The following is a 23,789-nucleotide window of genomic DNA, read 5'->3' on the forward strand; positions in this document are numbered from 1 at the left end:
ACACCGGCATGCCCATCGCTCCGCTCCACCTCGACGGAGTGGTGGACTACCCGGCGGAGTTCGCCGCGCAGTACCGCGAGAAGGGATACTGGATCGGACAGACACATTCGGCGCTCCTGGCCGGTACGGTCGCTGCCCATCCGGACCGGCCGGCGGTCGTGGATCCGCGGCGTTCGTTGTCCTACGCCGAACTCTCGGAGCGAGTGCAGATCATCGCGGGTGAATTCGCGGCCCGAGGACTCGGCCGCGGCGACCGCGTGATCGTCCACATGCCGAACACCGTCGAGTACGTCGAAGTCGTGTTCGCGCTGTTCGAAATCGGTGCGTTGCCGGTGTTCGCGCTGGCCGCGCACCGCTCCGCCGAGATCCGCCAGTTCTGCACGGCCGCAACGGCCCGCGGGTACGTCACCGTCGACAAGTTCGGTCTCACCTCGTACGGGGACCTCGCAACCGAGATCGATACCGACTTCCCCGATGTCTCGACCTTCGTGATCCCGATCGGTGACGAATCGTGGGCAACCGGCCCACCCCTGCCGCGCGTCGACCGCTCACTGCCGTCGGACGTGGCGTTCCTCCAGCTCTCGGGAGGCACCACCGGTACACCGAAACTCATTCCGCGCACTCACGACGACTACCTGTACTCGGTGCGTGAGAGCGCGCGGATCTGCCAGATCGACAGCTCCTCGGTGATGCTTGCGGTACTGCCGATCTCGCACAACTTCACAATGAGCTCGCCGGGGCTGCTGGGAATGATCGCCGTAGGTGGCCTCGTGGTGATGGCCCCGGACCCCAGCCCGGATACCTGCTTGCGGTTGATCGAGGAACACGCGGTCACCCATGCGGCGCTCGTACCGCCGGTGCTGATCGCGTGGCTGAATTCATCGGCGCGCCACGATCGTGATATCTCGTCGCTCTCCTCGCTGTGGGTGGGGGGCGCGAAGCTACCGGAGGAGGCGGCCCGCCGGGTCGCCCCGGAGCTCGGGTGCTCCCTGACGCAGGTGTTCGGCATGGCCGAAGGACTGGTCAACTACACACGCCCCGATGACGACGAGGAGACAGTCACCACCACCCAGGGTCGTCCCATCTCTCCCGACGACGAAGTGCGGGTCGTCGACGACGCGGGCGCGCCGGTGGCCGACGGCGTGGAGGGGCACCTGCAGACGCGTGGACCGTACACGATCCGCGGCTATTTCCGGGCGCCGAAGCACAACCGGACGTCGTTCACTGCCGACGGGTTCTACGCCACCGGCGACATCGTGGTCCGCGACCCCCGCGGATACCTCACGGTCGTGGGCCGCAGCAAGGATCAAATCAATCGCGGCGGCGAGAAGATCGCGCCGGCGATGGTGGAGAACCATCTGCTGGCACACCACGAGATCCACGACGTATCCGTCGTAGGTATTCCCGATGAGGCTCTGGGCGAACGCATCTGTGCGTACGTGATCCGGCGCGATCCGAACTCCGCGACACCCACCGCGTCCCAGCTACGCGCATTTCTGCGGACCGAACGGCAGGTGGCGGCGTACACGATCCCGGATCGCTTCGAGTTCGTCACCGAGTTTCCCACCACGTCGGTAGGCAAGATCGACAAGAAAAGTCAGGGATCATGACACTCACCGAAGGGCACCCGGCCCCGACCACTGCCGCCGCGACTGCCACACCCACGCTGATGCCGCTCACCGGCGCGCAACTCGGGATCTGGAACGCGCAACGACTCGAACCGGATTCGCCGTACTACCTCGTGGGTGAAGTACTCGAGATCGACGGCTCCGCGGCAGGCGTGGAGATAGATCTGCCGGTGCTCATCGCGGAGATCTCGGAGACCGTCGCCGAGGCCGAGACGATGAGGTTGCGATTCGTCGACACCGATGACGGACCCCGCCAGTGGATCGCCCCCGAACAGACGTTGTCGATCCCCGTCCTCGACCTCGGCGACGAGAAGGATCCGCTCGCGGCAGCACACGAGGCCGTAACCCGCATCCGCGCCGACGCAGCCTGCGCTGCCCGGGACATGGAGGAGCGAGAACTTTTCACTTACACGCTGCTCCGCTTGTCGTCCACGCAGGTGTGGTGCGTTCAGCTGTACCACCACTTGATCGTCGACGGGTACTCCGCGGCGATGATCTCCCGTCGGCTGGCGACTCGCTACACCGCTGCAGTGACGGGAAAGCGGCTTCGCCCGAACACTTTCGGTTCGATCTCCGAGGTCGTCACCGAGGATGTGGAGTACCGGGACTCCGAACAGGCGTCGCTGGACCGTGCCTACTGGACAGCGCGTCTCGATCCACTGCCCGAGTTACACGGCCGCCGCGGGGGAGCCGATCTCGGATCGGCAGCACAGACACATTCTGCTCGGGCGATCCTCGATGCCGAGGTTATGGAGCAGCTGAAACAGATCGCTGCAGAGAGCGGATGCACGTGGGCGGACGTACTGATCGGTGCCTACGTGGGATTCGTTGCCCGGCTGCACGGGACCGCCGACGTCGTGCTGGCGCTGCCCGTCATGGTGCGCACCACGCGCACCGCACTCACGACACCGTCGATGGCGGTCAACGTGCTGCCGCTGCGCGTCTCGGTGTCCCTGTCCGATGACATCTCGATGCTGGGGTCGTCGGCCGCGACCGCTCTGAGTGAGCTACGTGAGCACCAACGCTACCGCGGCGAGGATCTCGTACGTGATCTGGCCGCGCCCGGAGCGGGTGCCGTCCTGCACGGGGTGGGAATCAACCTCAAGGCCTTCGATTTCGATCTGAACTTCGCCGGAGCAGTCGGAACCCTGCGCAACGTCGCGGGCGGGCCGCCGGAGGAACTGGGTCTGACAGCGACACCCATCGACGGCGGGCGCATGATGCTCGGGTTCGAAGTCGACGCCCGGATCGTGTCCGAGGCCGAGGTGAACGCCCGGGCCGAAAGCCTGGCCGGGCTCATTCGGGCACTGTGCGCGCCCGAGCGTCCGTCGCTCGGCACGGTGGGCCTGCGCTCCCGCGGTCTCGACGCGAAGTGGACTCCCGCTGCGCTTCCGCAGGCCGGTGCCCGCTCGGTCGCCGACATGTTCGCGGACATGGTAGCCGCGCACCCCGGCGACGTCGTGCTCTCCGATTCCGACCACCACGTGACGGCAGCAGATCTCGCATCGCGCACGTACCGTCTTGCGCGCCTGATCCGTTCCCGCGGAGTGGGGCCCGACGACATCGTGGCGATTGCACTGCCACGGACCACGGACATCGTCGCCTGCATCTTCGCGGTCTGGGAAGCCGGCGCCGCCTATGTCGTACTGGATCCGGCGTACCCCACCGAACGACTCAACGGCCTCGTCGAACTTGCCCGCCCCTCGCTGCTGCTGTGCGCAGGGGAACCGCCGGTGACGAACGCGGCATGCGAGACGATCCGGCTGGGATCGGAAGCGACTGAATCCGAACTGGATTCACTTCCCGATGCACGACTGCGCGACGACGAGCGGGCGGCAACACCGCACCCCGACGACGCCGCCTACGTTCTGTTCACCTCGGGTTCGACAGGGACGCCGAAGGGGGTCGTCGTCCGCTCGGGAGGGCTCGCGCATCTCGTGCATCGTCAACGCGACACGGTGCACGCGGATGCGTGCGCGCGAGCCGGTGGACGTCGGCTGCACGTCGCACATACCACCTCGTTCGCGTTCGACGCCTCACTCGATCCGCTGATGTGGATCGTCGGCGGTCACCATATTCATCTGTACGGCAGCGATATTCAGCGCGATGCCGATCTGCAGATCGACAAGTTCACCCACGATGAGATCGACGTCGTCGACACGACCCCGTCGATGGCGACGTTCCTCGTCGAGGCGGGCCTGATCCAGACCTCGTCCGCGACCGACGCGGGCCACCGGGTCGATACGATCGTCGTCGGGGGTGAAGCGCTGCCCTCTGCACTCGCCGAGCAACTCGGACGGAGTGCGGCCCGCGCCTACAACATGTACGGGCCCACCGAAGCCACCGTCGATGCGATCGCGGCCGACGTGACCGGCCCCGACGTCTACATCGGTATGCCCTTGGAAGGCACCGCGGCCTATCTCCTCGACGCGGCACTGCATCCCGTTCTGGATGGGGAGGCCGGTGAGCTGTACCTGTCCGGCCCCCAACTTGCACGCGGCTACCTCGATCGGCCCGGGATCACCGCGGACCGATTTGTGGCGGACCCCTTCGATGCGTCGGGTGGGCGGATGTACCGCACCGGCGATCTCGCCTGCTGGAACCCCGAGACCGGCTTCGAATACCGTGGCCGCGTCGACGACCAGGTCAAGATCCGCGGCCACCGGGTGGAGCTTCGTGAAGTCGAAGCTGCGCTGGCACAGGCAAGTTCGGTCACCGCATCGGTCGCAGTCGTGCACGGGGCAGGTGCCTTCGCGAAGCTCGTCGGATACGTCGTGTCCGACGACGCCGCACTGTCCGGCGACGACGTCCGGCGTGAGCTGCTGACCAGGGTCCCGGATCACCTGGTGCCGTCCGTGGTCGTGGTCCTGGACGAGCTGCCGGTGACGGTCAACGGCAAGATCGACCGGAAGCAACTGCCGGATCCTTCCGGTCTCGCATCCGCGCGGGGCGACTCCGGTCGCGAGCCCGGCACGCCTGCGGAATACGCTTTGTGCGCAGTCGTAGCCGAGGTGCTGGGCGCGGAATCCGTGTCGCTCGACGCCGACCTGTTCACGCTCGGCGGCGACAGCATCGGTGCCATCAGCATCAGCAGCCGGCTACGCGCGCACGGACTGGCCCTCACCCCCAAGGAACTGCTGTCCGGCCGAGACCTCGCCACACTCGCGGCACTCGCACGTGAACTGGTCGACGACGCCGCGGCACTGATCGACGACAACGGGATCGGGCGGGCGCCGACGACGCCGATCATGCGCAACGTCCTGCGGAGCGACTCGATCGAGTCGGTGTCGTCGTACGCGCAGTGGACGGCCGTCGACATCGACGGACACATCGACAGTGAGGCGCTGGCAGCTGCGGTACAGACACTGCGGGAGCGGCATCCGGCCCTGCGGATGATCGTCCGCGACGACGACTCCGTGGACATTCCCGCCGCTACCACCGCGCCCGTGACGATCGGAGAGCGCGGGCCGGTCTCCGCAGTCGACTTCGTGCGCGAGATCGCCTCCTGGGCCCGGGACAGCGCCGAAGAACTGGCACCGCGTGCGGGCGATCTGCTGCGGGTGAGCATCGTTCGTATGACGGACGGCAACGATCGGTTGCTCGTCGTGATCCACCACTTCGCCGTCGACGCGGTGTCCTGGAGCACTCTGCTGACCGATCTTGTGGCGGCCTACCGCGGTCGTGCACTCCCGACGACGGCGAGCGAATCGTGGCTGCACCGCGCGAGGGATCTCGCCGCCCGTGGTGCCGTGCACCGCTACGTCGACGAGAAGGCGATGTGGTGTGAAGTTCTGGAGACGGGCTCGCAGGTGCTCGTCGAGTCCGACCTCCGGCCCGGCATCGATACCCATTCGACCGCGCAGGTGACTCGAACGAACACGACAGCCGCGGTCGGCACCGCGGTCGTCGACACCCTGTGCGCGATGTACCGGGCACGACCCGACGAGGTGCTGCTCGCGGCACTGACCGTCGCGCTGCGTGCCTACCGGGGAACAGCAACGGGCGATTTCCCGGTCCTGGCGGAAGGGCACGGCCGCGACGCGGACTCGGGTTCGGATCGTGGATCGACCGTCGGCTGGTTCACCACCGAATATCCGGTGTCCGTGCCTGCCGCGTTCGTCGACACCGACGAGCGCCTGGCCGAAGCGTTGGGCGGGGGACGCGTCGTCGCCGAGATACTGCACGAGGTCAAGGCCCGCCGCCGCGCGGGACGCGACAACGGGATCGGCTACGGCGTCCTGCGATTCCTGGACGACGCCGGTGCGGCCCTCAGCGAGCTGTCCGCGCCCCAGATCGTGCTCAACTACCTCGGAAAGCCCGCCGGAATGTCGGGTCCGGATTGGCGCACGATTGCCGGTGACGCATTCGGCGTGGTGGAGCCGGGCACCCGCACGCTCACCGAGATCCTGGCGATCAATGCGTTCGTCCACGACGACCCCGCGGGGCCGGTGCTGTCCATCGAATGGACCGCCGCCGGTGCACTTCTCGACGGATCGGCGGTCGCGGAGCTGCAGCGATGCTTCGACGAGGCATTGAGCGGTTTCGCCGCCCACGCTGCTCTGCATCCCGGAGGGTTGAGCGCCGCCGACTGCGATGACGTCGTCGTCACGCAGAGCCAGATCTCCTTCCTCGAATCGATCACCGGACCGCTCGCCGAGATCCTGCCGCTCTCCCCGCTGCAGGAAGGGTTGCTCGCGCATGCTGCTCGCTTCACCGAACACGACCCGTACGTCCTGACCGCGGTCGTCGACCTCGCGGGTGAGCTCGACACCGACCGGTTACGTGCCGCATTCTCGGCCGTCGTCGCCCGTCACCGGAACCTGGCCGCCGGATTCCATTTCGACGGTGTCGATGAGCCTGTCGCGACGATCCCTCAGGTGATCGAGATTCCGTGGCGGGTCTCCGATCTTCGGGATCTGCCGGAGAGCGCAGCCGCTGCGGCCGCCGCACAGACCCGGCTGCGTGCTGCGGAGCGGATCTTCGACGTGCAGCGGGGACCTCTCCTGGCGGGGCATGTGCTCCGGCTCCCCGGTGGGCAGACGCAACTGATACTCAATGCGCACCACCTCGTGACCGACGGCTGGTCGACGCCGATCGTGTTGCGCGAACTGGTGTACGTCTACAACCACGGCACGGCCGGTTTGCCGCCCGCTCCCGACTATGCCGACTTCCTGCGGTGGCTGAGCCGCCTCGACCGTGCTGAACTGCGCGGAGCCTGGCGCCGCCGTCTGGCCGGGCTGACGGAGCCCACACTGGTCGCCCGCGGCGAGGGCGCCGGGGAGCATCCGGTGGCAACCGAGGTCGCGGTGGACGACACGCTCGGGCAGCAACTTGCGGAGGTTGCGCGCGCGAACGGGCTCACTGTCAACACCGTCGTGCAAGGTGCGTGGAGTGCCGTTCTGTGCGCGCTCGTCGACAACGACGACGTCGTGTTCGGCACGACCGTGTCCGGCCGGCCCGCCGACCTCGAACGGGTCGAGACGATGGTGGGCCTGTTCAGCAACACCGTTCCGGTGCGCATGCGGATGGATCATCGTCCGTTGCGGGACGTGCTGCAGGCCGGCCAACGAGACCAGTACGACCTCGGCGATGCGGAACACCTGCCGCTGTCGGAGATCGAATCCTGCAGCAACGTGCGTGGCGGCACGGGTCTGTTCGACACCCTGGTGGTGTTCGAAAACTATCCTGCGCGATTCGGCGCGAACCCGGACGACTCCGCCGACTCGACGCACATCCTCGGCATCGGCAACATCAGTACGACGCAGTACCCGCTGTCGCTGCTCGCACCGCCCGGCGACCGGTTCCGGCTCGTGGTCGACCACGACCCTGCCGTGGTGGACGCGACGACCGCGTCGAAGGTCGTCGAGGCGCTCCCGACCGTGATCGCGGACATGATCTCGAACCTGGACCGTCCTGCGTCCGAGTTCGTTCCGCGCACGATCGGCGTCCTGCCGCCGCGGGCCGTCGCCGCCCGCGTACCGTCGTCCGGTGGTACCGCACTGCCGCACCTCGTCGATACTGTGACCGCGCAACTGGGTGAGGTACTCGAGACCACTCTGCTCCCCGACGACGACTTCTTCGATCGTGGCGGGCATTCGCTGGTCGCGATGCGCGCGGTCAGCGGTCTGCGACGGCACGGCATCGTCGTCTCCGTCGCCGACATCTTCGCGGCGCGCACGGCCCGGGCACTCGCCGCGCGCGCACAGGCTTCCCCGGCAGCCCCCGTTGTGGATGCATCCGAGCCGGACGACATCTCCCGTGAACCGGTGTTGTCGTCCGCGCAGGAGCGGCTGTGGATCCTGCACCGACTGGATGAGCAGTCCCGTGCACACGACGTCCCCGTCGTACTCGCACTGTCGGACGCTCCGGACACGGCGGCGCTGCGCGCTGCGTGGCGAGACCTGTTGGCGCACTTCCCGATCCTGAGGACCTGTTATCCCGCAGGGCCCGACGGTAACCCCGGGGTGCGAGTGCTGCCCGAGTCGGCGATCCCGGAACTGCGGGACCGCAGCACGGAACTCGACCTCGACTCCGCTGTGCGCAAATATATCTCGGACCCGGATTCGGTGTTCGATCTGACATCCGCGGTGCCTGCACGGGCCACCGTGCTCCGCGGACCCGGATGGGCAGCGCTCGTCATCGTGATCCACCACATCGCAGTGGACGGCGCGTCGGTGCCGATCCTGCTCGACACCCTGGCACAGGCCTACCGGGATCGGCTGACGGGCCGCACTCCGCAGCTGTCCTCTGTCGCACCCGATTTCGCTGAATTCGCTCGGGCAGACCGGGTCCGGACAGCTTCGGCGGACGCCGAACGGTCGTTGGCGCACTGGGAACGACGGCTCGCCGCTCTTCCCTCCGAACTCGAGCTGCCTGCCGACCGGCCCCGCTCCCGGCATGCGACGCACCGGTCGGTCGATGCAGTGCGGCTGCTCGACAGCGCGATGGCGGACGCGCTGAAACACGCAACCGTCCGGCACGGAGTGTCGGTGCTGATGCTTCTCGAGGCTGCAGTCGCATTGACGTGGCAGCGATTCGGAGCGGGCAGCGACATTCCACTCGGCACAACGGTATCCGACCGGGAACTTCTCGCGGACGGGCGATTCCGGGACACCGTCGGATACCTCGTGAACACCGCCGTACACCGGATCGACCTCACCGGTGATCCGACACCCGGACAGGTGCTCGACCGCGTGCGCGCCGTCGGGCTCGACGCGCTCGAACATCAGCACGTGCCGTTCGATCGTGTCGTCGACGCGGTCGCACCGGAACGCGCCGCGGGACGTCACCCGTTGTTCCAGACGATGGTCGGACACGAAATCCTCGGTGCGCCGATCGAATTGGGTGACGTCACGGCCACCCCCGTCGAACCGATCGATCCGCCTGCGCGCATGGATATCGCCGTCTGGCTCCGTGAGACCGGAACGTCGACCGAGATCCGTCTGGGCGCCGCCGCCGATCTGTTCGATGCGGACACGATCGCCCACATGGCCGATGAACTCCTCGTCACGCTCACTCACATCGTCGAGCGGCCGGACAAGCCGATCTCGATGCTCGGCAGTGTCGATGCCCACGACGGTCCGATGCGCGAGCATGCACCGCAGTCGGTGGCGCAGCGGTTCCTGGCCCAGGTCGGGGAACGACCCGATGCCCCCGCGATCGTCGTGGACGGGAAGGAGACCAGCTATCGCGAGGCCGGTGCCCGCGTCGATGCGCTCGCCCGCGAGCTGACTGCGCGCGGAGTACGCGCGGGGTCGGTGGTCGGGGTCGCGGTCGGCAGGGACGCCGGTCTGCCGCTGGCGTTGCTCGCGGTGCTGCGGTGCGGTGCAGCCTACCTGCCGTTGGATGTCGACTATCCACGCGATCGTCTGCAGTACATGCTCGACGATGCACGTCCGGTCTGTGTGCTGGTGTCTGCGTCGACCGCCGACGACATCGGATGGATGGACCTTCCCGCGGTGCGGGTCGACGCAGCAGGCATGGAGATTCGGACAGAGGTCGTGCTGCCGGAGGTCCCCGCCGCCGACGACGGACTCGCCTACATCATCCACACGTCGGGGACCACCGGAAAACCCAAGGGCGTCATGGTCACCTCGGCCAACCTCGCGGCGTTCGCGGATGCCACGGGCCGGCTGGGTTGGATCGACAGTGACGATCGGGTGATGGCGGTGACCACCGTGTCGTTCGACATCGCGGTGCTGGAGCTGCTGTGTCCGTTGGCGCTCGGCGCGTCCGTGGTGGTGGCTCCGCGCTCGTCGGTGGTCGATCCCGAGAAGCTGGCCGCGCTGATCGAGGCGTCCGGTGCCACGGTCGTGCAGGCGACCCCGTCGCTGTGGCGACTGCTCCTGACCGTGCCCGGCGTGCGGGCGGCGCGTGCCCTGATCGGTGGTGAAGCGGTCCCCGCCGAACTGGCCGATCAACTGACCACGGTCAGCGACGAGGTCTGGAATGTGTACGGCCCCACGGAAGCCACGGTGTGGGCCACGACGGACCGCCTCACCGCGGGTGCGCCGGTCACGATCGGTGGACCGTGGATCGACGTGCGGGCCACTGTTCTCGACGACCTCCTCCGTGAGGTTCCCGAAAGTGCGTTCGGTGAGCTGTACCTGGGGGGTGCCCAGATCGCTCGCGGGTACCTCAACCGACCGGGGCTGACCGCGACCCGATTCGTCGCCGACCCGCGGCGCCCGGGGGAGCGGTTGTACCGGACGGGCGATGCGGTGCGCAGACGCCGCGGCCGTATCCAGTACCTGCGGCGCACCGACGACCAGGTGAAGGTGCGCGGGTTCCGTATCGAGCTCGGCGAGGTCGAGACTGCGCTGCGCGCGTTGCCCGAGGTCACCGACGCGGCCGCGAAGGTGGCTGCGATCGCGGATGGATCTTCCCGGCTCTTCGGGTACGTCGTCGTCCGTGACGCCGTCTCGGCCGACCCTGTCAGGATGCGGCAGGCACTGGTGAAGTCACTGCCGGATCAGTTCGTGCCGCAGTCGATCACTGTCGTGGAGTCCCTGCCACGCACGTTGAACGGCAAGCTCGACCGTGCGGGTCTGCCTGCGCCGGCGATCACCGCCCCGCCGAGCGGAACGTTGCCGGGTACCGGCGACCGGACATCGGGATCGATCGCCGAGGCTCTCGCTGCAGCAGCCCGCGACGTCCTCGGAACCCAGATCGACATGGGATCGAACTTCTTCGCTCTCGGCGGGGACAGTATCGCCGCAGTACGGTTCGTGGCAGCGGCGTCCGGCCGCGGGGTGCGCATCGCCGTGGCCGACGTGTTCGAGTGCGACACCCTGGACGAACTCGTGGACCGTGCAGTTCGGATGTCGACCGGAGACGATGCACCGCACACGCGTGCCGAGCTCGTCGAGATGGACGATACGGCCCGAGCACGCGTGGACGCCGAGTACCCGGGGTGGCAACAGGTTCTGCCGCTGACCCCGTTGCAGCGGGGAATGTACTTCCAGTCCGTGAGTGGCGGGCGCGGCGCCGCGGACAACTATCACGTGCAGCACCGCTTCACCTTCGCGGAGCCCGCCGACCGTCGGGCATTGGCCGCTGCGTTGGCGGCCATCATTCTCCGGTACCCGAATCTCGGTGCGGCATTTACGCATTCGATGTTCGCGGAACCGGTGTCGGTCATCGGAACGGTGACGATCGACATAGAAGAGAAGCAGTCCGAATCCCTCGACGGACTCGATGACGTCGCTGCCGACGAGTTCGCTCGTCCCTTCGCGCTCGACCACGCACCACTGGTACGCGCGGTGCTCGTCACGGCGCCGGATTCGGCCGGGCAGCTGATCGTGACTCAGCACCACCTCCTGTCCGATGCGTGGTCGCAGGGACTTCTGTTCACCGAACTGTTCACGCTCTACGGTGTCGCGAAGATGCTCGCCGGCCTGTACCCGGCGGACGCAGCAGGTGATTCCGAGGTGGCGTCGGCGCTGCAGCGTGTGCTGGTTCCTGCGGCGGACTTCACCGATCATCTGCGTCATCTGGCCGGACTCGATGCGGACGTCGCTGAGAAGGCCTGGGCACTCCACCTGGCCGATCTCGACGAACCGACGCTGATCGCACCGAACGCGGCCCCCGGCACGATGTCGCTGCCCAACCGCGTCACACAGCGGCTCGACGATTCGGTGCGCGACGAGATCGTCGCGCTTGCAGCAGAGAACGGTGTCACGGTGTCGACCGTCATGTCACTCGCGTGGGCACTGACCCTGCGCCGACTGACCGGACGCGACGATGTGGTCTTCGGATCGACGGTGTCAGGACGCGACCCGCTCGTGCCGGATGTCGATCGTATGGTCGGGCTGACACTGAACACCGTGCCGGTCCGGGTTCACCTGCGTTCGTCCATGACCTTGGTGGATACGCTGCGCCGGTTGTTCGTCGAGCAGGGTGCTCTGATCGAACACCACCATGCAGGCCTCGGCGAGATCGCCCGGGCCGCAGGGTTCGGGGTGCTGTTCGACACGCTGGTGGTGTTCCGCAACGTCGGAGGCGACGAGGCGCGATTCGGGGTGTTCGAACGCGCGGGGATCTCGGTGGCGGAGGCGACGGACTCGACCCACTACGCGATCACCGTCGACATCGACCCGCGCAGCCGCAGCGGCGCCATGGAGGTGACGATCGAGAACCGGCCCGATCTCGTCGACGACGAGGCCGCCGCGTCCCTGCTCGCGGACCTCACGGGCATGATCACGGAAATCGCGGGCGCTCGGGCGCGGATCGCTACCACGGTGGCAGAGACCGGGCGTGCGTACGCGGAGCTCGAACGCACCGCGCTCACCGCGCCCCGCGAACCGATACCGCTGCCCGGTGCGGCACAGGGCAGCATCGACACGTTGCTGTCCGAACGCGCCGCCGCCACCCCGGACTCGCCGGCACTGACCTGTGGTGCCGAGACATTCACTGCCGGTGAGTTCGACAGCCGGGTGACCGCGCTTGCTCGACATCTGGTGGCGAGCGGCGTCGGGGCCGGCGACCTCGTCGCCCTGATGTTGCCGCGGATCGCCGATCATGTCGTGGCGATCTTCGCGGTGATGCGCGCGGGTGCCGCGTATCTTCCGCTCGATCTCGCGCACCCGGGTTCGCGACTGCGGGAGATCGTGCTCGACAGCGGTGCCGGGACGGTCGTCACGGCCGACGCCCGCACCGAAGGTGTTGCCGAAGTCGTGGCCGGGCTACCCGGGATCTGCGTCGTCGACCTCGCCGACCAGGGGGTCGCCGAGATCCTGTCGGGAGTTCGTCCCGCACCGGACGTGCCGACGCACCGCATCGCTGGGCCCATCCATCCGGACCAACCCGCCTATGTCATCTACACATCGGGCTCGACGGGTAAGCCGAAGGGCGTGCAGGTCGGTCACCGCGGCCTGACCACGATGTACCACAACCATCGTGACGAGATATTCCGCGGCACAGAGGACCTCGTGGACGGCAGGCAGTTGCGGATCGCACATACCGTGTCGTTCTCCTTCGACATGTCGTGGGAAGAACTGTTCTGGCTGCTGGCAGGTCACCACGTGCATGTCATCGACGAGGAGGCCAGATCCGATCCGCGTTCGCTGGTGCGGCACTATCGGACCGTCGGGATCGACGTCGTCAACGTCACGCCGTCGTACGCGCGCGAACTGGTCGCTGCCGGCCTGCTCGACGGTGATCGGGCACCGAAGCTGGTGATGCTCGGTGGTGAGGCCGTCCCACAAGAATTGTGGAGCAGGCTGCGAGACCAGGTAGGCATCGACGGTTACGACCTCTACGGACCGACCGAATTCACCATCAACGCGATGGGATCGGCCGTCGCGGACAGTGCGACCCCGTGCCTCGGCACACCGATCCGCAATGCCTGTGCGCGCGTACTCGATTCCGGGCTACGTCCGGTCGCCGTCGGGGCGGCCGGTGAGCTCTACATGTCCGGTGACGGTGTGGCGCACGGATATCGGGGCCGATACGGACAGACCGCGTCGCTGTTCGTGGCGGATCCGTTCGCGGCCGGCGAGCGGATGTACCGCACAGGCGATCTCGTCCGTTACCTCGACGGAGGGCGGCTGGAGTATCTCGGGCGAGTCGATCGGCAGGTCAAGATCCGGGGCATCCGCATCGAACTCGGCGAGATCGAGTCGGCACTCGAGGCGCTGCCGGGTGTGGCACGGGCCGCCGCGACGGTCCTGTCGACCGGCAACGCGTCGCGACTGATCGGGTACGTCGTGGCCGACGGTGCACACACGGAGAGCGAACTGCGCGCACAATTACGCGACACGGTTCCGGCGCATCTCGTTCCGGCGCAGATCGTGCGAGTGGACACCATCCCCCTCACGGTCAACGGCAAGCTCGACCGGGCGGCCCTGCCCGAACCGCCGCGCCGCAACGTCGCGGATTCGCTTCGCACGCCGACACAGTGGATCGTGGCCGCCGTGTACTGCGACCTGCTCGGGTTGGACGAAGTGGGCGCAGACGACGGTTTCGTCGACTGTGGTGGAGACTCGCTGGCAGCGATGCGACTGGTCTCGCGGCTCGAACGCGACACCTCCGTCCGCGTGGATGTCGCGGAGTTGCTCGACCGCCAGACCGTCGAGGCGGTGGCAGACCTCGTCGACGCCCGCCGGGGCGGCGATGCCGACGATGCGACGAGAGACGTTATCCGCTTCGGCCGCAGCGGAACCGGAGAGCCCCTGTTCTGCATCCATCCGGCCGGAGGCTTCGCGTGGCAGTTCGCGTCGCTGGCCTCGATGCTCGACCGTCCCGTCGTCGGACTGCAGCTTCCCGCGCACGACCGTCCCGAGTCGTTCGACGACCTCGTCGCACACCACCTGCGGGCAGTGCGGCGCGAACAGCCGCGAGGACCGTACCGCCTGCTCGGATACTCGTTCGGTGGAACGCTTGCGCACGCGATCGCGGCGGCGCTGACGGAGTCCGGTGACACCGTCGACTTCGTCGGGCTGGTGGACAGTGAACCACTTGACGGGCGCAGCACCGATGTGCCGGCAGCACGCGCGTCCGGACTCCCGTCGGAACTGGCCGCCGACATCGCCGAGAACTTCGCATACACCGCGACTCTGCTGGATACGGCGAAGGCGCCGGTGTACTCGGGGACCCTCACGCTGTTCGAGGCCCAGCGGTCGAGGCCACCGGTCTGCTTTGCCGACCGGTGGGAGCGAATCCACGCTGGGACACTCGTGGTCCATTCCGTGGACGCAGATCACGACGGCATCGCGACGGCTGCCGGGTGGCGGCAGATCCTGCCCTCGCTCGAGGAATGATCCAGTTCGCGCCAGGGTCTCGGGCGATACGAAGAAACACGCAAGACGAAACAGGAAAGGACAACACAGTGCTTACGCGCGAGATCGTCATCGGAGACATCGCCAGTGCTCTGGATCAGCCGCTCGAATCGATCAGTGACGAGGTGAATCTCCTCGACGAAGGGTTGGATTCGATCCGGATCATGGGACTTGTGGAACGCTGGCGCTCCGCGGGGGTGGAAGACCTCGATTTCCCGACGCTCGCCGCCGATCCGACCGTGGCACACTGGGTTGCTGTTGTGCTCGGCGAGTACTGATTTCTTCGAACGAAAGGGCTATCGATGGCTGGGACCGTCCGCGAGCTCGAGGTATTTCCCATCTGTATCCGAGAGATGGACGTGCTTCGGGTCGAAGATGTCACACCGGGTATGCGCCGGGTGACCGTCGGAGGACCGTCGATGGACTCCCATGTTCGTGACGGTGTCGAGTTGCCGCCGGTACGGACCAGTGGTTTCGACGACGACGTCAAGCTGTTGCCTGTCGACCCGAAGACCGGGGAACTGCCGTTCGAGGTGCCTCGGAACTCCGACAGCGGTGCCGTCGAGTGGCCGTCGGGATCGTTCCAGTACGCCCGGACCTACACGGTGCGCTCCTTCGACGCAGACACCCGCGAGATGGCCATCGACTTCGCGATGCACGAGGGCGGGCTGGCGTCGGACTGGGCGAATCGTGTGCAGCCGGGAGAGACAGTCCTCATGGCGGGGCCGAAGCATTCTGCCGGACTACCCACTGCAGCCGACTGGATGCTCATCGCAGGCGACGAGACCGCACTGCCCGCGATCGCGCACTGCCTCGAGAAACTCCCGCCGGATCTGCCCGCGACGGTGGTGATCGAGGTCGCCGAACCGTCGCATCGGCAAGAGCTGAAATGCGAGGCACCCCTCGACGTCACCTGGCTGTTCCGTTCCGAGAACGGGGGTGAATCGCGGCTGGTCGAGACGGTGCAGGCGGCACAGTGGCGTCCCGGGCAACCGTATCTGTGGGTTGCGGGCGAGACACTGACGATCAAGCCGCTGCGACGGTGGGCGAAGCGGGACAAGGAGATCGCGAAGGAGTTCGTCGAGATCACCGGGTACTGGCGTCACCGGGAGGTTGCGCACGCTGCGGCGGATTCGCAGGACGTCACGGCGGTCGCCGAGGCCGACCCGGACGCGCAGTTGCACGAGATGTCCGAGTTGCTGCCGCCGCTCGTCATCCGGACGGCAGTGACCGTCGGGCTCTTCCCCGCGATCGACGGCGGCGCCGACACTGCGGGCACGATCGCCGCAGAATGCGGGACTCACCCTGCGGCAACGGCGAAACTGCTGCGTCATCTCGTACTGATGGACCTGCTGGCCGTCGAGGACGACCGATTCACACTCACCGAGATGGGATCGATCCTGGCCGATCAGGACACGTTCGCCAGCCAGGCACTGCACTTCGACAAGATCCACACCCGACTCGACATGGCCTTTCTGGGACTGCTCGACGCCGTCCGGACCGGGGCGCCCGCAGCCGGACACAGCTTCGCCGACAAACTTCGCGAACCCGGATTCGTGGACGACTTCCACGAGGAGGTCGCGTTCGGGTCCGTGTACCGCGCGCCGGCACTACCCGACGCGGTCGATCTCGACGGCGTGCGCACCGTCGCGATCTACGGGGAAGGCGCCGGCGTCTACGCCGACACCCTCGCCCGCCTCCATCCAGATCTCGAGATTTCGCTCGTGGGACTGCCCGCCCAGAACACCCGGAACCTGGGCGACGTGGCCCAGTCGCGCCGCGAGCAGATCCAGCGCATCGACGGCAGCGAGTTCACCGCGCTCGCGACGCCCGTCGACCTCGCCGTCGCAGTGGAGATGGTCGACAGTCATCCCGACGCCGACGCGCGCCTGCTGCTCGGTGCACTCGGCGCGTCTGCGCGACGGGTCGTGCTGGTCACCGACGTACTCGATCCGCAGACCACCGACGACCACGAGACAGAAGCCGATCTTCTGAAACTGTGCCTCCACGGATCAGGCCAGCGCACCGAGGCGGAACTGTCGGCGCTGGTAGAGGAGTCGGGATGCGGAACGCCCCGATTCGGGGCGCTGGGCTGGGGGTCGACGGTCGTCGAGTTCGCCGGTACGCGTCAGCTGTAGGCCTGCACCGCTCCGGTGGCCGACCACCGCCCGGCGCGGCGCTCGACGGCGATCGGATGCCGGAAGGCCTCGGAAATCGTTTCGGAGGTCAACGCCTCGTCGACCTCACCCCGAGCGACCACCGTGCCACCGGAGAGGACGAGAGCGTGTGTCGTCGAGGCGGGCAGTTCTTCGAGGTGGTGGGTGACCAGCACGGAAGCCAGTTCGGGGCGGAGCTGACGTAGCTCGGCGAGGACACCCAGGAGGACCTCGCGGGCTGCGAGGTCGAGTCCGGTGGTCGGCTCGTCGAGCAGCAGCAGATCCGGGTCGGTGACCAGGCCGCGCGCAATCAGTGCGCGGCCTCGTTCTCCCTGCGAGAGCACCGACCACGGACTGTCGGTGATCGCACCGAGCCCGAGCATGCCGATCAACTCGCCGGCCTTGCGCTGCTCCTCGTCCGACGGGGCGGCTCGCGGCGGCAGTGAGGTGGATGCGTAGAGCCCGGTCAACACTGCGTCACGCACCGTGACACGAGGGTCGATACGTGTGCGTGGGTCGACGTGACCGATGTGTGTTCGCAGTGAGCGCATGTCCACGCGCCCGAGACGGTGTCCGAGGACGTGCACGGTGCCGGTCGTCGGGTGCTGGTGGGCTCCGCACAATGCGAGCAGCGTCGACTTCCCGGCACCGTTCGGCCCCATCAACGTCCATTGCTCGCCTGCACGGACATCGAGATCGATGTGTGCGATCAGTGACCGGCCCTGACGCACGACGCTGACGTCCTGTAGTTGGAGGACGGAGGGGCGGTTATCTGTGCTCATGAATTCGTATTCTGTCATTTCGGAGTCAGAGCATCGGCGATGGCCTGCAGGTGTTCCCGGGCGGTGGGCGCTGTGACGGTGAGGGCGGTGTCAGGGAGTGCGCGCGTAGCGCACCTGCGGTCGCCCGGCCTTTCCGTATTCGGTGAGTCGCACGAGTGCCCCGTCGTCGGCGAGACGCTCGAGATAACGCCACGCCGTCACCCGTGATACACCGATCCCGGCGCCGACCTGAGCGGCAGTGCACGGGGCATCCGCGTCCCGGAGGTACCCGACGATGAGGTCGAGGGTCGCGGGCGCGATGCCTTTCGGACTCGATGCGCGCGAGTCGGACGTGCGCAACGCCGACATGGCGCGATCGATCTCGTGCTGCCCGGCGGCCTTTCCTGAGTCGTCGAGCGCCTCACGGTAGGACACGTAACGTTCGAGTTTGTCGCGTAGGGCCGCGAAGGTGAACGGCTTGAGTAGATACAGCACGATTCCGCGGGCGACGGCAGTGCGCACCACCTCGAGTTCGCGCGCCGAGGTCACAGCGATGATGTCGGGACTCGGATGGAACACACTCAGTGCGGCTGCGATGTCGAGTCCGCTGGTGTCGGGTAGCCCGATGTCGAGGAGCACGAGGTCGATCGGCTCACCCCCGTGAGCTGCCGTGGTCACGGCGCGCAGTGCATCCTGTCCGGTGTGCGCGACCGCAACGACGGTGAAACCCGGTATGCGAGCGAGATATTCGCGATGGGCTTTCGCGATCAGCGGCTCGTCCTCGACGATCAGCACACGGATCATTCGTCGTCTCCAGGCTCGGCGGCGAACGCAGAGTCGTCGGTGCCGGTCCGGCCGAGCGGGATCTCCACAACGACCATCGAGCCGAGGGACGGCTCGGTGCGCAGACTTCCCCGGTACTTTCTGACCAGCCCGTTGACCAACGCCAGACCGAGCCCGTGGTGATCGAACTTCGTGGAGTAGCCGCGTGCAGTTGCTCGTGCCAGGGTCTGCGCGGACATGCCCGGTCCACTGTCTGCGACTTCGACGATCATGGTGGTTCCATCCTGCCGTATCCCCACCTCGACCCACGGTTCGTCCGAGATGCGCGCGGCGTCGATCGCATTGTCGACGAGATTGCCCACGAGCGTCACCAGGTCGCGAGTGCTCATGATCGAGGTGGAGTCGAGTGCGGTGTCCTCGGTGATCGTCAGCTCCACACCCCGGTCGGAAGCGTCCGCACTCTTCCCGAGCAGCAGCGCGACGAGCGCGGGTTCGCGCACGGCCGAGGTGAGACGGTCGATGAGCGCCTGCGACATCGCGAGCTCCTCCGTCGCGAAGGCGACCGCGTCGGTGGTCCTGCCGAGTTCGACCATAGTGATGATCGTGTGCAACCGGTTGGCGGATTCGTGGGCTTGCGCGCGCAGTGAATCGGCGAAACCCTTCACCGCGTCGAGTTCACCGAGCACACTTCGCAGCTCCGTGTGGTCACGCAGCGTCACGACCGTGCCGAGCGTTCGCCCGTCCCACCGCACCGCATCACTGTTGATCAGGAGAACGCGGCCCTCCGTGACGTGGACCTCGTCCCGAACGTCGTGGCGGCTGAGCAGGTCGCGGACCGTCGCGGGCAGAGCATCGAACGGCACCGGACCGGTGCGCGGCAGATCGAGAAGCCGCCGTGCCTCGTCGTTGACCACATCGATCCGCGGTCGCGACGACTCGACATCGAATACCAGCAACCCCTCACTGATCGAATGCAGTACCGCGTCGTGATGCTCGTAGAGGGTGCGGAGCTGCCGCGCATCGAGGCCCAACGTCTGCCGGCGGAACCGGCGGGCGATGAGATACGCGCCGACAGCCGACACCGCCACCCCCGCCGCGACCACTCCGAGGATCGTGGGTAGTCCAGCAACGAACTCTTCCCAGATGTGGGTACGCGTCACCCCGACGGACACGAAGCCGACGAGGTCGCCTGCCTCGTCGTAGACGGGCGCAACGGCGCGGATCGACGGGCCGAGCGAGCCGGTGTATGTCTCGGTGAACGTCGCACCCGCGCGTGCCTGATCCGTGTGGCCCGTGTACGGCCGCCCGATCTCCCCGGGGGTGGGATGAGTCAACCGGATCTCGTTCATTCCCATGACCACCACGAAATCGACCCCGGTCGACGTGCGAACCTCCTCGGCCCGCACCTGCAGGTCGCCGCCCGCGTCATTCGTGGTGATTCCGACAGCGACTTCGGGAAACTGCGCGAAGGTGTCGGCGATCTCGGTCACTTCGCGTCCGGTGGCGTCATCGGCCTCGCGGCGTTCGTCGAGTACGAACAGGACTCCGGCGACCACGGCCATCACCGTGAACACCACCAGCTGCAAGATCAGCAGTTGGCGCGCGACGCTCAGAGGGCGGCCGCGACCCGGTCCCGACCTCATCTCGACCTCCCGCCGCGCGTCTTCTCCAAGAGTTCACGCGCACGTTCCCCGTGAACACAATGCACGCAATCTTCTGCGCGCACTGCCCTTCACTCCACCATGTTCACAGTGCGCGTGACTTCGGTCACCCGATTCGACGCCGGTGGAACCTCGATCCGAGCAGGTTCGTCGCCGACACTGCACCACAACGTGAAGGGCACACATGAGTATCACCACGCGCGGGGAGAAACACCGCGACCGCACCCACTGGTTGTACATCGGCGTCATCGTTGCGGTGGTCGCGGGTGTGATCGTCGGATGGCAGGCACCCGAGGCCGGTAAATCGCTCGGTGTGCTCGGCACGATGTTCGTCGATCTGATCAAGATGATGATCAGCCCGGTGATCTTCTGCACCATCGTGCTCGGCATCGGCTCGGTGCGTGCCGCCGCCAGCGTCGGGCGGATCGGTGGTCTCGCCCTCGCCTACTTCGTCGGAATGTCCACGGTCGCCTTGGCGATCGGACTCGGCGTCGGGAATCTTCTCGACCCGGGCTCAGGCCTGACGCTCGACCCGGAGACCGCAGATTCGGGTGCCGCACTCGCCGAGCAGGCGCACGCTGCGGGCGGTACTGCCGAGTTCATCTCGTCGATCATTCCCATGTCGCTGCTGTCGTCGCTCACCGCGGGCAGTGTGCTTCAGACACTGTTCGTCGCGCTGCTCGTCGGCTTTGCGATCCAGGGCATCGGGAAATCGGGTGAACCGATTCTGCGCGGCGTCGCGCATATCCAGAAGCTCGTGTTCAAGATTCTGACGATGATCCTGTGGCTCGCACCGATCGGAGCATTCGGCGCAATCGCCAATGTGGTCGGACAGACGGGGCTGAACGCAGTCGTGCAGTTGGGTGCGTTGATGCTCGCGTTCTACCTCACGTGCCTGGTGTTCGTGTTCGGTGTGCTCGGCTCGCTGCTCAAGGCCGTGGCGGGAGTCTCGGTGTTCAGACTCGTCCGCTACCTGGCCCGTGAATACCTCCTGATCTTCGCAACGTCGTCGTCGGAGTCCGCGCTGCCGCGTCTGATCGCCAAGATGGAGCATCTCGGCGTCGAGCGCACCACCGTCGGTGTCGTCGTGCCCACGGGGTATTCGTTCAACCTCGACGGAACCGCCATCTACCTGACGATGGCCGCGCTGTTCGTCGCCGATGCCATGGGAAGTCCGCTCACGTTGTCGGAGCAGGTCTCGTTGCTGGTGTTCATGGTGATCGCCTCGAAGGGCGCGGCCGGGGTCACCGGCGCCGGTCTTGCGACGCTGGCCGGTGGCCTACAGAGCCACCGCCCCGACCTGCTCGACGGTGTCGGTCTGATCGTGGGTGTCGACCGCTTCATGTCGGAAGCGCGCGCGGTCACCAATTTCTCCGGCAACGCTGTCGCGACGCTGCTGATCGGCACGTGGACACGCTCGGTCGACCGCGATCGAGTGGACGAGGTGCTCTCGGGTCGGCTGCCGTTCGACGAGAACATGCTCGGCGACAATGACGGCATGCCGGAACCTCTCAAGGAACCGTCTCGGCTCGAGAAAGTCTCGGCCTGACCTACTGTTCTCTCTCATCGGAGACCGGTTACCGCCGGCACGGAAGCCGTGTACCTCTCAGAGATGTACCGGCAGCCGTGTCGGTGCCAGGCGGTTGATGCGGGAATGCTCTGAGTGCGCTGGGTTGCTGTTGAGCCGTAGTGCCGGAGTCAGGGTGAATTCACGCTCCGCCGCACGAGTGGCGGGTTGGTAGAGACCTGTCGGTATGCCCACCCCGTCAGCAAGTCAGTCGTCGGTAGCGGTGCTGCCATTCGCGTTGCGAGACTTGGACAACGATTCCATAAGACCGCGCATGGCACGCATATCGGAGCGTAGCTCGTCCAGTTCGGAGCGAAGGTCGTCCACTGTGTCGATCGGTGGTTCGGCGGGCGCCGGTTCGCGCTTCACCTTCGTCGACGACGGGGGCAGCGTCATTGTGGTTGATTCGGTTCGTGCCGGGGCGAACCCGTCGAAGAAAACCGATGTGACAGTGGCGGTTATCGATTCGATGTCGGCGGCGAGGGTGTCTCGGTGCCACCTGACCGACTGGAAAACGCACTCTCGCATCATCCGCTGAAACTCGAATACATCTATACCGGAATTGAATTCACCATCGCGTACTCCTTCATCGACAACGTCGAACCATGCCCGGTGCGAGGACTCGACGGCACCGGCGATCTCCGTGTACTCGGGGAGCGCACCGAGGTTCTCGATCTCGTTCTGATAGATCTCTGTGGCGTAGGGATGCTGGTCTGCGACTTCGAGTGAGACTCGGACCATGAGCCCGAGACGATGGCGGGCCGTCTCGGGCTCGGCCCGGACGCTCTCGTAGTTGCATACCAGGTCTGTCAGGAAACTCCTCAGGATCTCGGAAACGATGGCATCCTTGGAACTGAAGTAGTGGTACAGCGTCCCGGAATTCAGCCCGACCGCGTCGGCGATCTCGCGGATCGTGGTGGCTGACATTCCTCGTTCGGAAAAAAGCCGAGCCGATTCGGCCAGGATCTTCTGACGCCGACTGGCTGTCACTGTTCACCTCTCGTGTCCGGGTCTGACGATCTGTGCATGCGCCGCCACATCCGAGGCTATCAGCAGGTCAGGGCTGTTTACCTGAGCCACGTCAATGCGCTCTTCGCTCGTTGTGGCCATGTTTGCCGAGCATGCGACCCCGGTGGGGTCGAGTTGCCACGTGGTAGGGGTGTGATGCGGGAAACTGCTTTCTCACGAGTCGAACCATGTCCAGTTCCAGGGCTCGATGTTGCGTAGCACCCCGGAGAACAAGAGTTCGATGCCTTCTTCGAGCGGGGTCGGCTCGAGTTCGATCCCGCGCCGTGCCCGATCGGCCAGATGTAGGGCTGGGTCTCCGTCGAGAAACACCATCACGATCCGCACCTGACCCGATGAAGTGCGGTCGTCCTCTGCGAACGTGACCCCGTCGTCCGAATCGCGTCCCACGTCGAGTGTGGTGCTGTAGCTCGAGAAGGTCCACACCCCTGCGACCTCCTCGCATTTCAGCAGGGCCGGTATTACTTCGCGGTCCTGCTTGGCGAAGAACTGCTCGCTCACACTGCCGTTGGGGTCCTGGACCCGAGTCGCGACCAGCGAGATTCCCCGGTTCGGGCGGATCGGCAACGCGTCCGCGCTGAGCAGACAACGCGGGCTCACGTAGCCCTTGACCGGCATGAAAGTGCCCATCGCCAGACGCCGGCTGAGCCGGACATCGGGTCGCCGTCCCAGTTGGAACGTCCTGACCGCGAGGTTCTGCCATTGGGCGAAGCTCTCGTCAACGGGGTCCCGGAACCAGTAACTGTTGACGTAGTGCACTCCGTCGAGCACTTCGCAGGTCCGGGTGGATTCTGCGCAGTCCGGGCTGTGCACCCACCGCTCGCCGTGGGCGACGCCGTCCAGAGCGAGATTTTCGGGCCGATGGTCGAGCTGGTGCCAAGCGTTGTACTCCGCGTGCGAAGTCGGGTCTGTCACCTGGGTGAACGAGAA

Annotated in this window: 10 protein-coding genes; 5 read left to right on the forward strand and 5 right to left on the reverse strand. The window is 66.6% G+C overall.

Annotated features, from left to right (window positions below; translation table 11 throughout):
* The first annotated feature begins 8 nt into the window (after nt 1–8).
* The 4 genes from ACTDXD_RS15150 (at nt 9) to ACTDXD_RS15165 (ending at nt 17,043) form a co-directional block, all read left to right on the forward strand.
* On the forward strand, nt 9–1,610 hold the full coding sequence (locus ACTDXD_RS15150; RefSeq protein WP_440127657.1) for a (2,3-dihydroxybenzoyl)adenylate synthase: 1,602 nt from the start codon (nt 9–11) through the stop codon (nt 1,608–1,610).
* Nucleotides 1,607–14,887, forward strand: coding sequence for an amino acid adenylation domain-containing protein (locus ACTDXD_RS15155; RefSeq protein ID WP_440123152.1), 13,281 nt, complete (start codon nt 1,607–1,609; stop codon nt 14,885–14,887). Before ACTDXD_RS15150 ends, ACTDXD_RS15155 begins: the two co-directional genes overlap by 4 nt.
* A gap of 68 nt (nt 14,888–14,955) precedes the next feature.
* Entirely contained in the window at nt 14,956–15,183 is a 228-nt protein-coding gene (locus tag ACTDXD_RS15160) for a phosphopantetheine-binding protein (RefSeq protein ID WP_247272727.1), read from the forward strand.
* Between the two features lie 24 nt (nt 15,184–15,207).
* Nucleotides 15,208–17,043, forward strand: coding sequence for a siderophore-interacting protein (locus ACTDXD_RS15165; protein WP_440123153.1), 1,836 nt, complete (start codon nt 15,208–15,210; stop codon nt 17,041–17,043).
* Here ACTDXD_RS15165 and ACTDXD_RS15170 read toward each other — a convergent pair.
* The 3 genes from ACTDXD_RS15170 to ACTDXD_RS15180 form a co-directional block, all read right to left on the reverse strand.
* Complete coding sequence (locus ACTDXD_RS15170; protein ID WP_440123154.1) at nt 17,034–17,843, reverse strand: ABC transporter ATP-binding protein; 810 nt, start codon at nt 17,841–17,843, stop codon at nt 17,034–17,036. The two genes, ACTDXD_RS15165 and ACTDXD_RS15170, sit on opposite strands and share 10 nt — an antisense overlap.
* A 90-nt stretch (nt 17,844–17,933) precedes the next feature.
* Nucleotides 17,934–18,626, reverse strand: coding sequence for a response regulator (locus ACTDXD_RS15175; RefSeq protein ID WP_169688270.1), 693 nt, complete (start codon nt 18,624–18,626; stop codon nt 17,934–17,936).
* A complete protein-coding gene (locus tag ACTDXD_RS15180; protein ID WP_440123155.1) occupies nt 18,623–20,248 on the reverse strand; it encodes a sensor histidine kinase in 1,626 nt (541 codons plus the stop codon). The genes ACTDXD_RS15175 and ACTDXD_RS15180 overlap by 4 nt, the downstream gene beginning before the upstream one ends.
* A gap of 202 nt (nt 20,249–20,450) precedes the next feature.
* On the opposite strand from ACTDXD_RS15180, the gene ACTDXD_RS15185 reads away from it, so the two are divergent.
* Nucleotides 20,451–21,815, forward strand: coding sequence for a cation:dicarboxylate symporter family transporter (locus ACTDXD_RS15185; protein ID WP_440123156.1), 1,365 nt, complete (start codon nt 20,451–20,453; stop codon nt 21,813–21,815).
* 225 nt (nt 21,816–22,040) lie between these two features.
* Here ACTDXD_RS15185 and ACTDXD_RS15190 read toward each other — a convergent pair whose 3' ends face one another.
* Nucleotides 22,041–22,823: a TetR/AcrR family transcriptional regulator gene (locus tag ACTDXD_RS15190; RefSeq protein WP_440123157.1), complete on the reverse strand. Its 783-nt coding sequence runs from the start codon at nt 22,821–22,823 to the stop codon at nt 22,041–22,043.
* A gap of 192 nt (nt 22,824–23,015) precedes the next feature.
* Complete coding sequence (locus ACTDXD_RS15195; RefSeq protein ID WP_440123158.1) at nt 23,016–23,774, reverse strand: hypothetical protein; 759 nt, start codon at nt 23,772–23,774, stop codon at nt 23,016–23,018.
* Nucleotides 23,775–23,789: the final 15 nt, after the last annotated feature.

The sequence above is a fragment of the Rhodococcus sp. SJ-3 genome, from assembly GCF_051918125.1.
Classification (GTDB): Bacteria; Actinomycetota; Actinomycetes; order Mycobacteriales; family Mycobacteriaceae; genus Rhodococcus.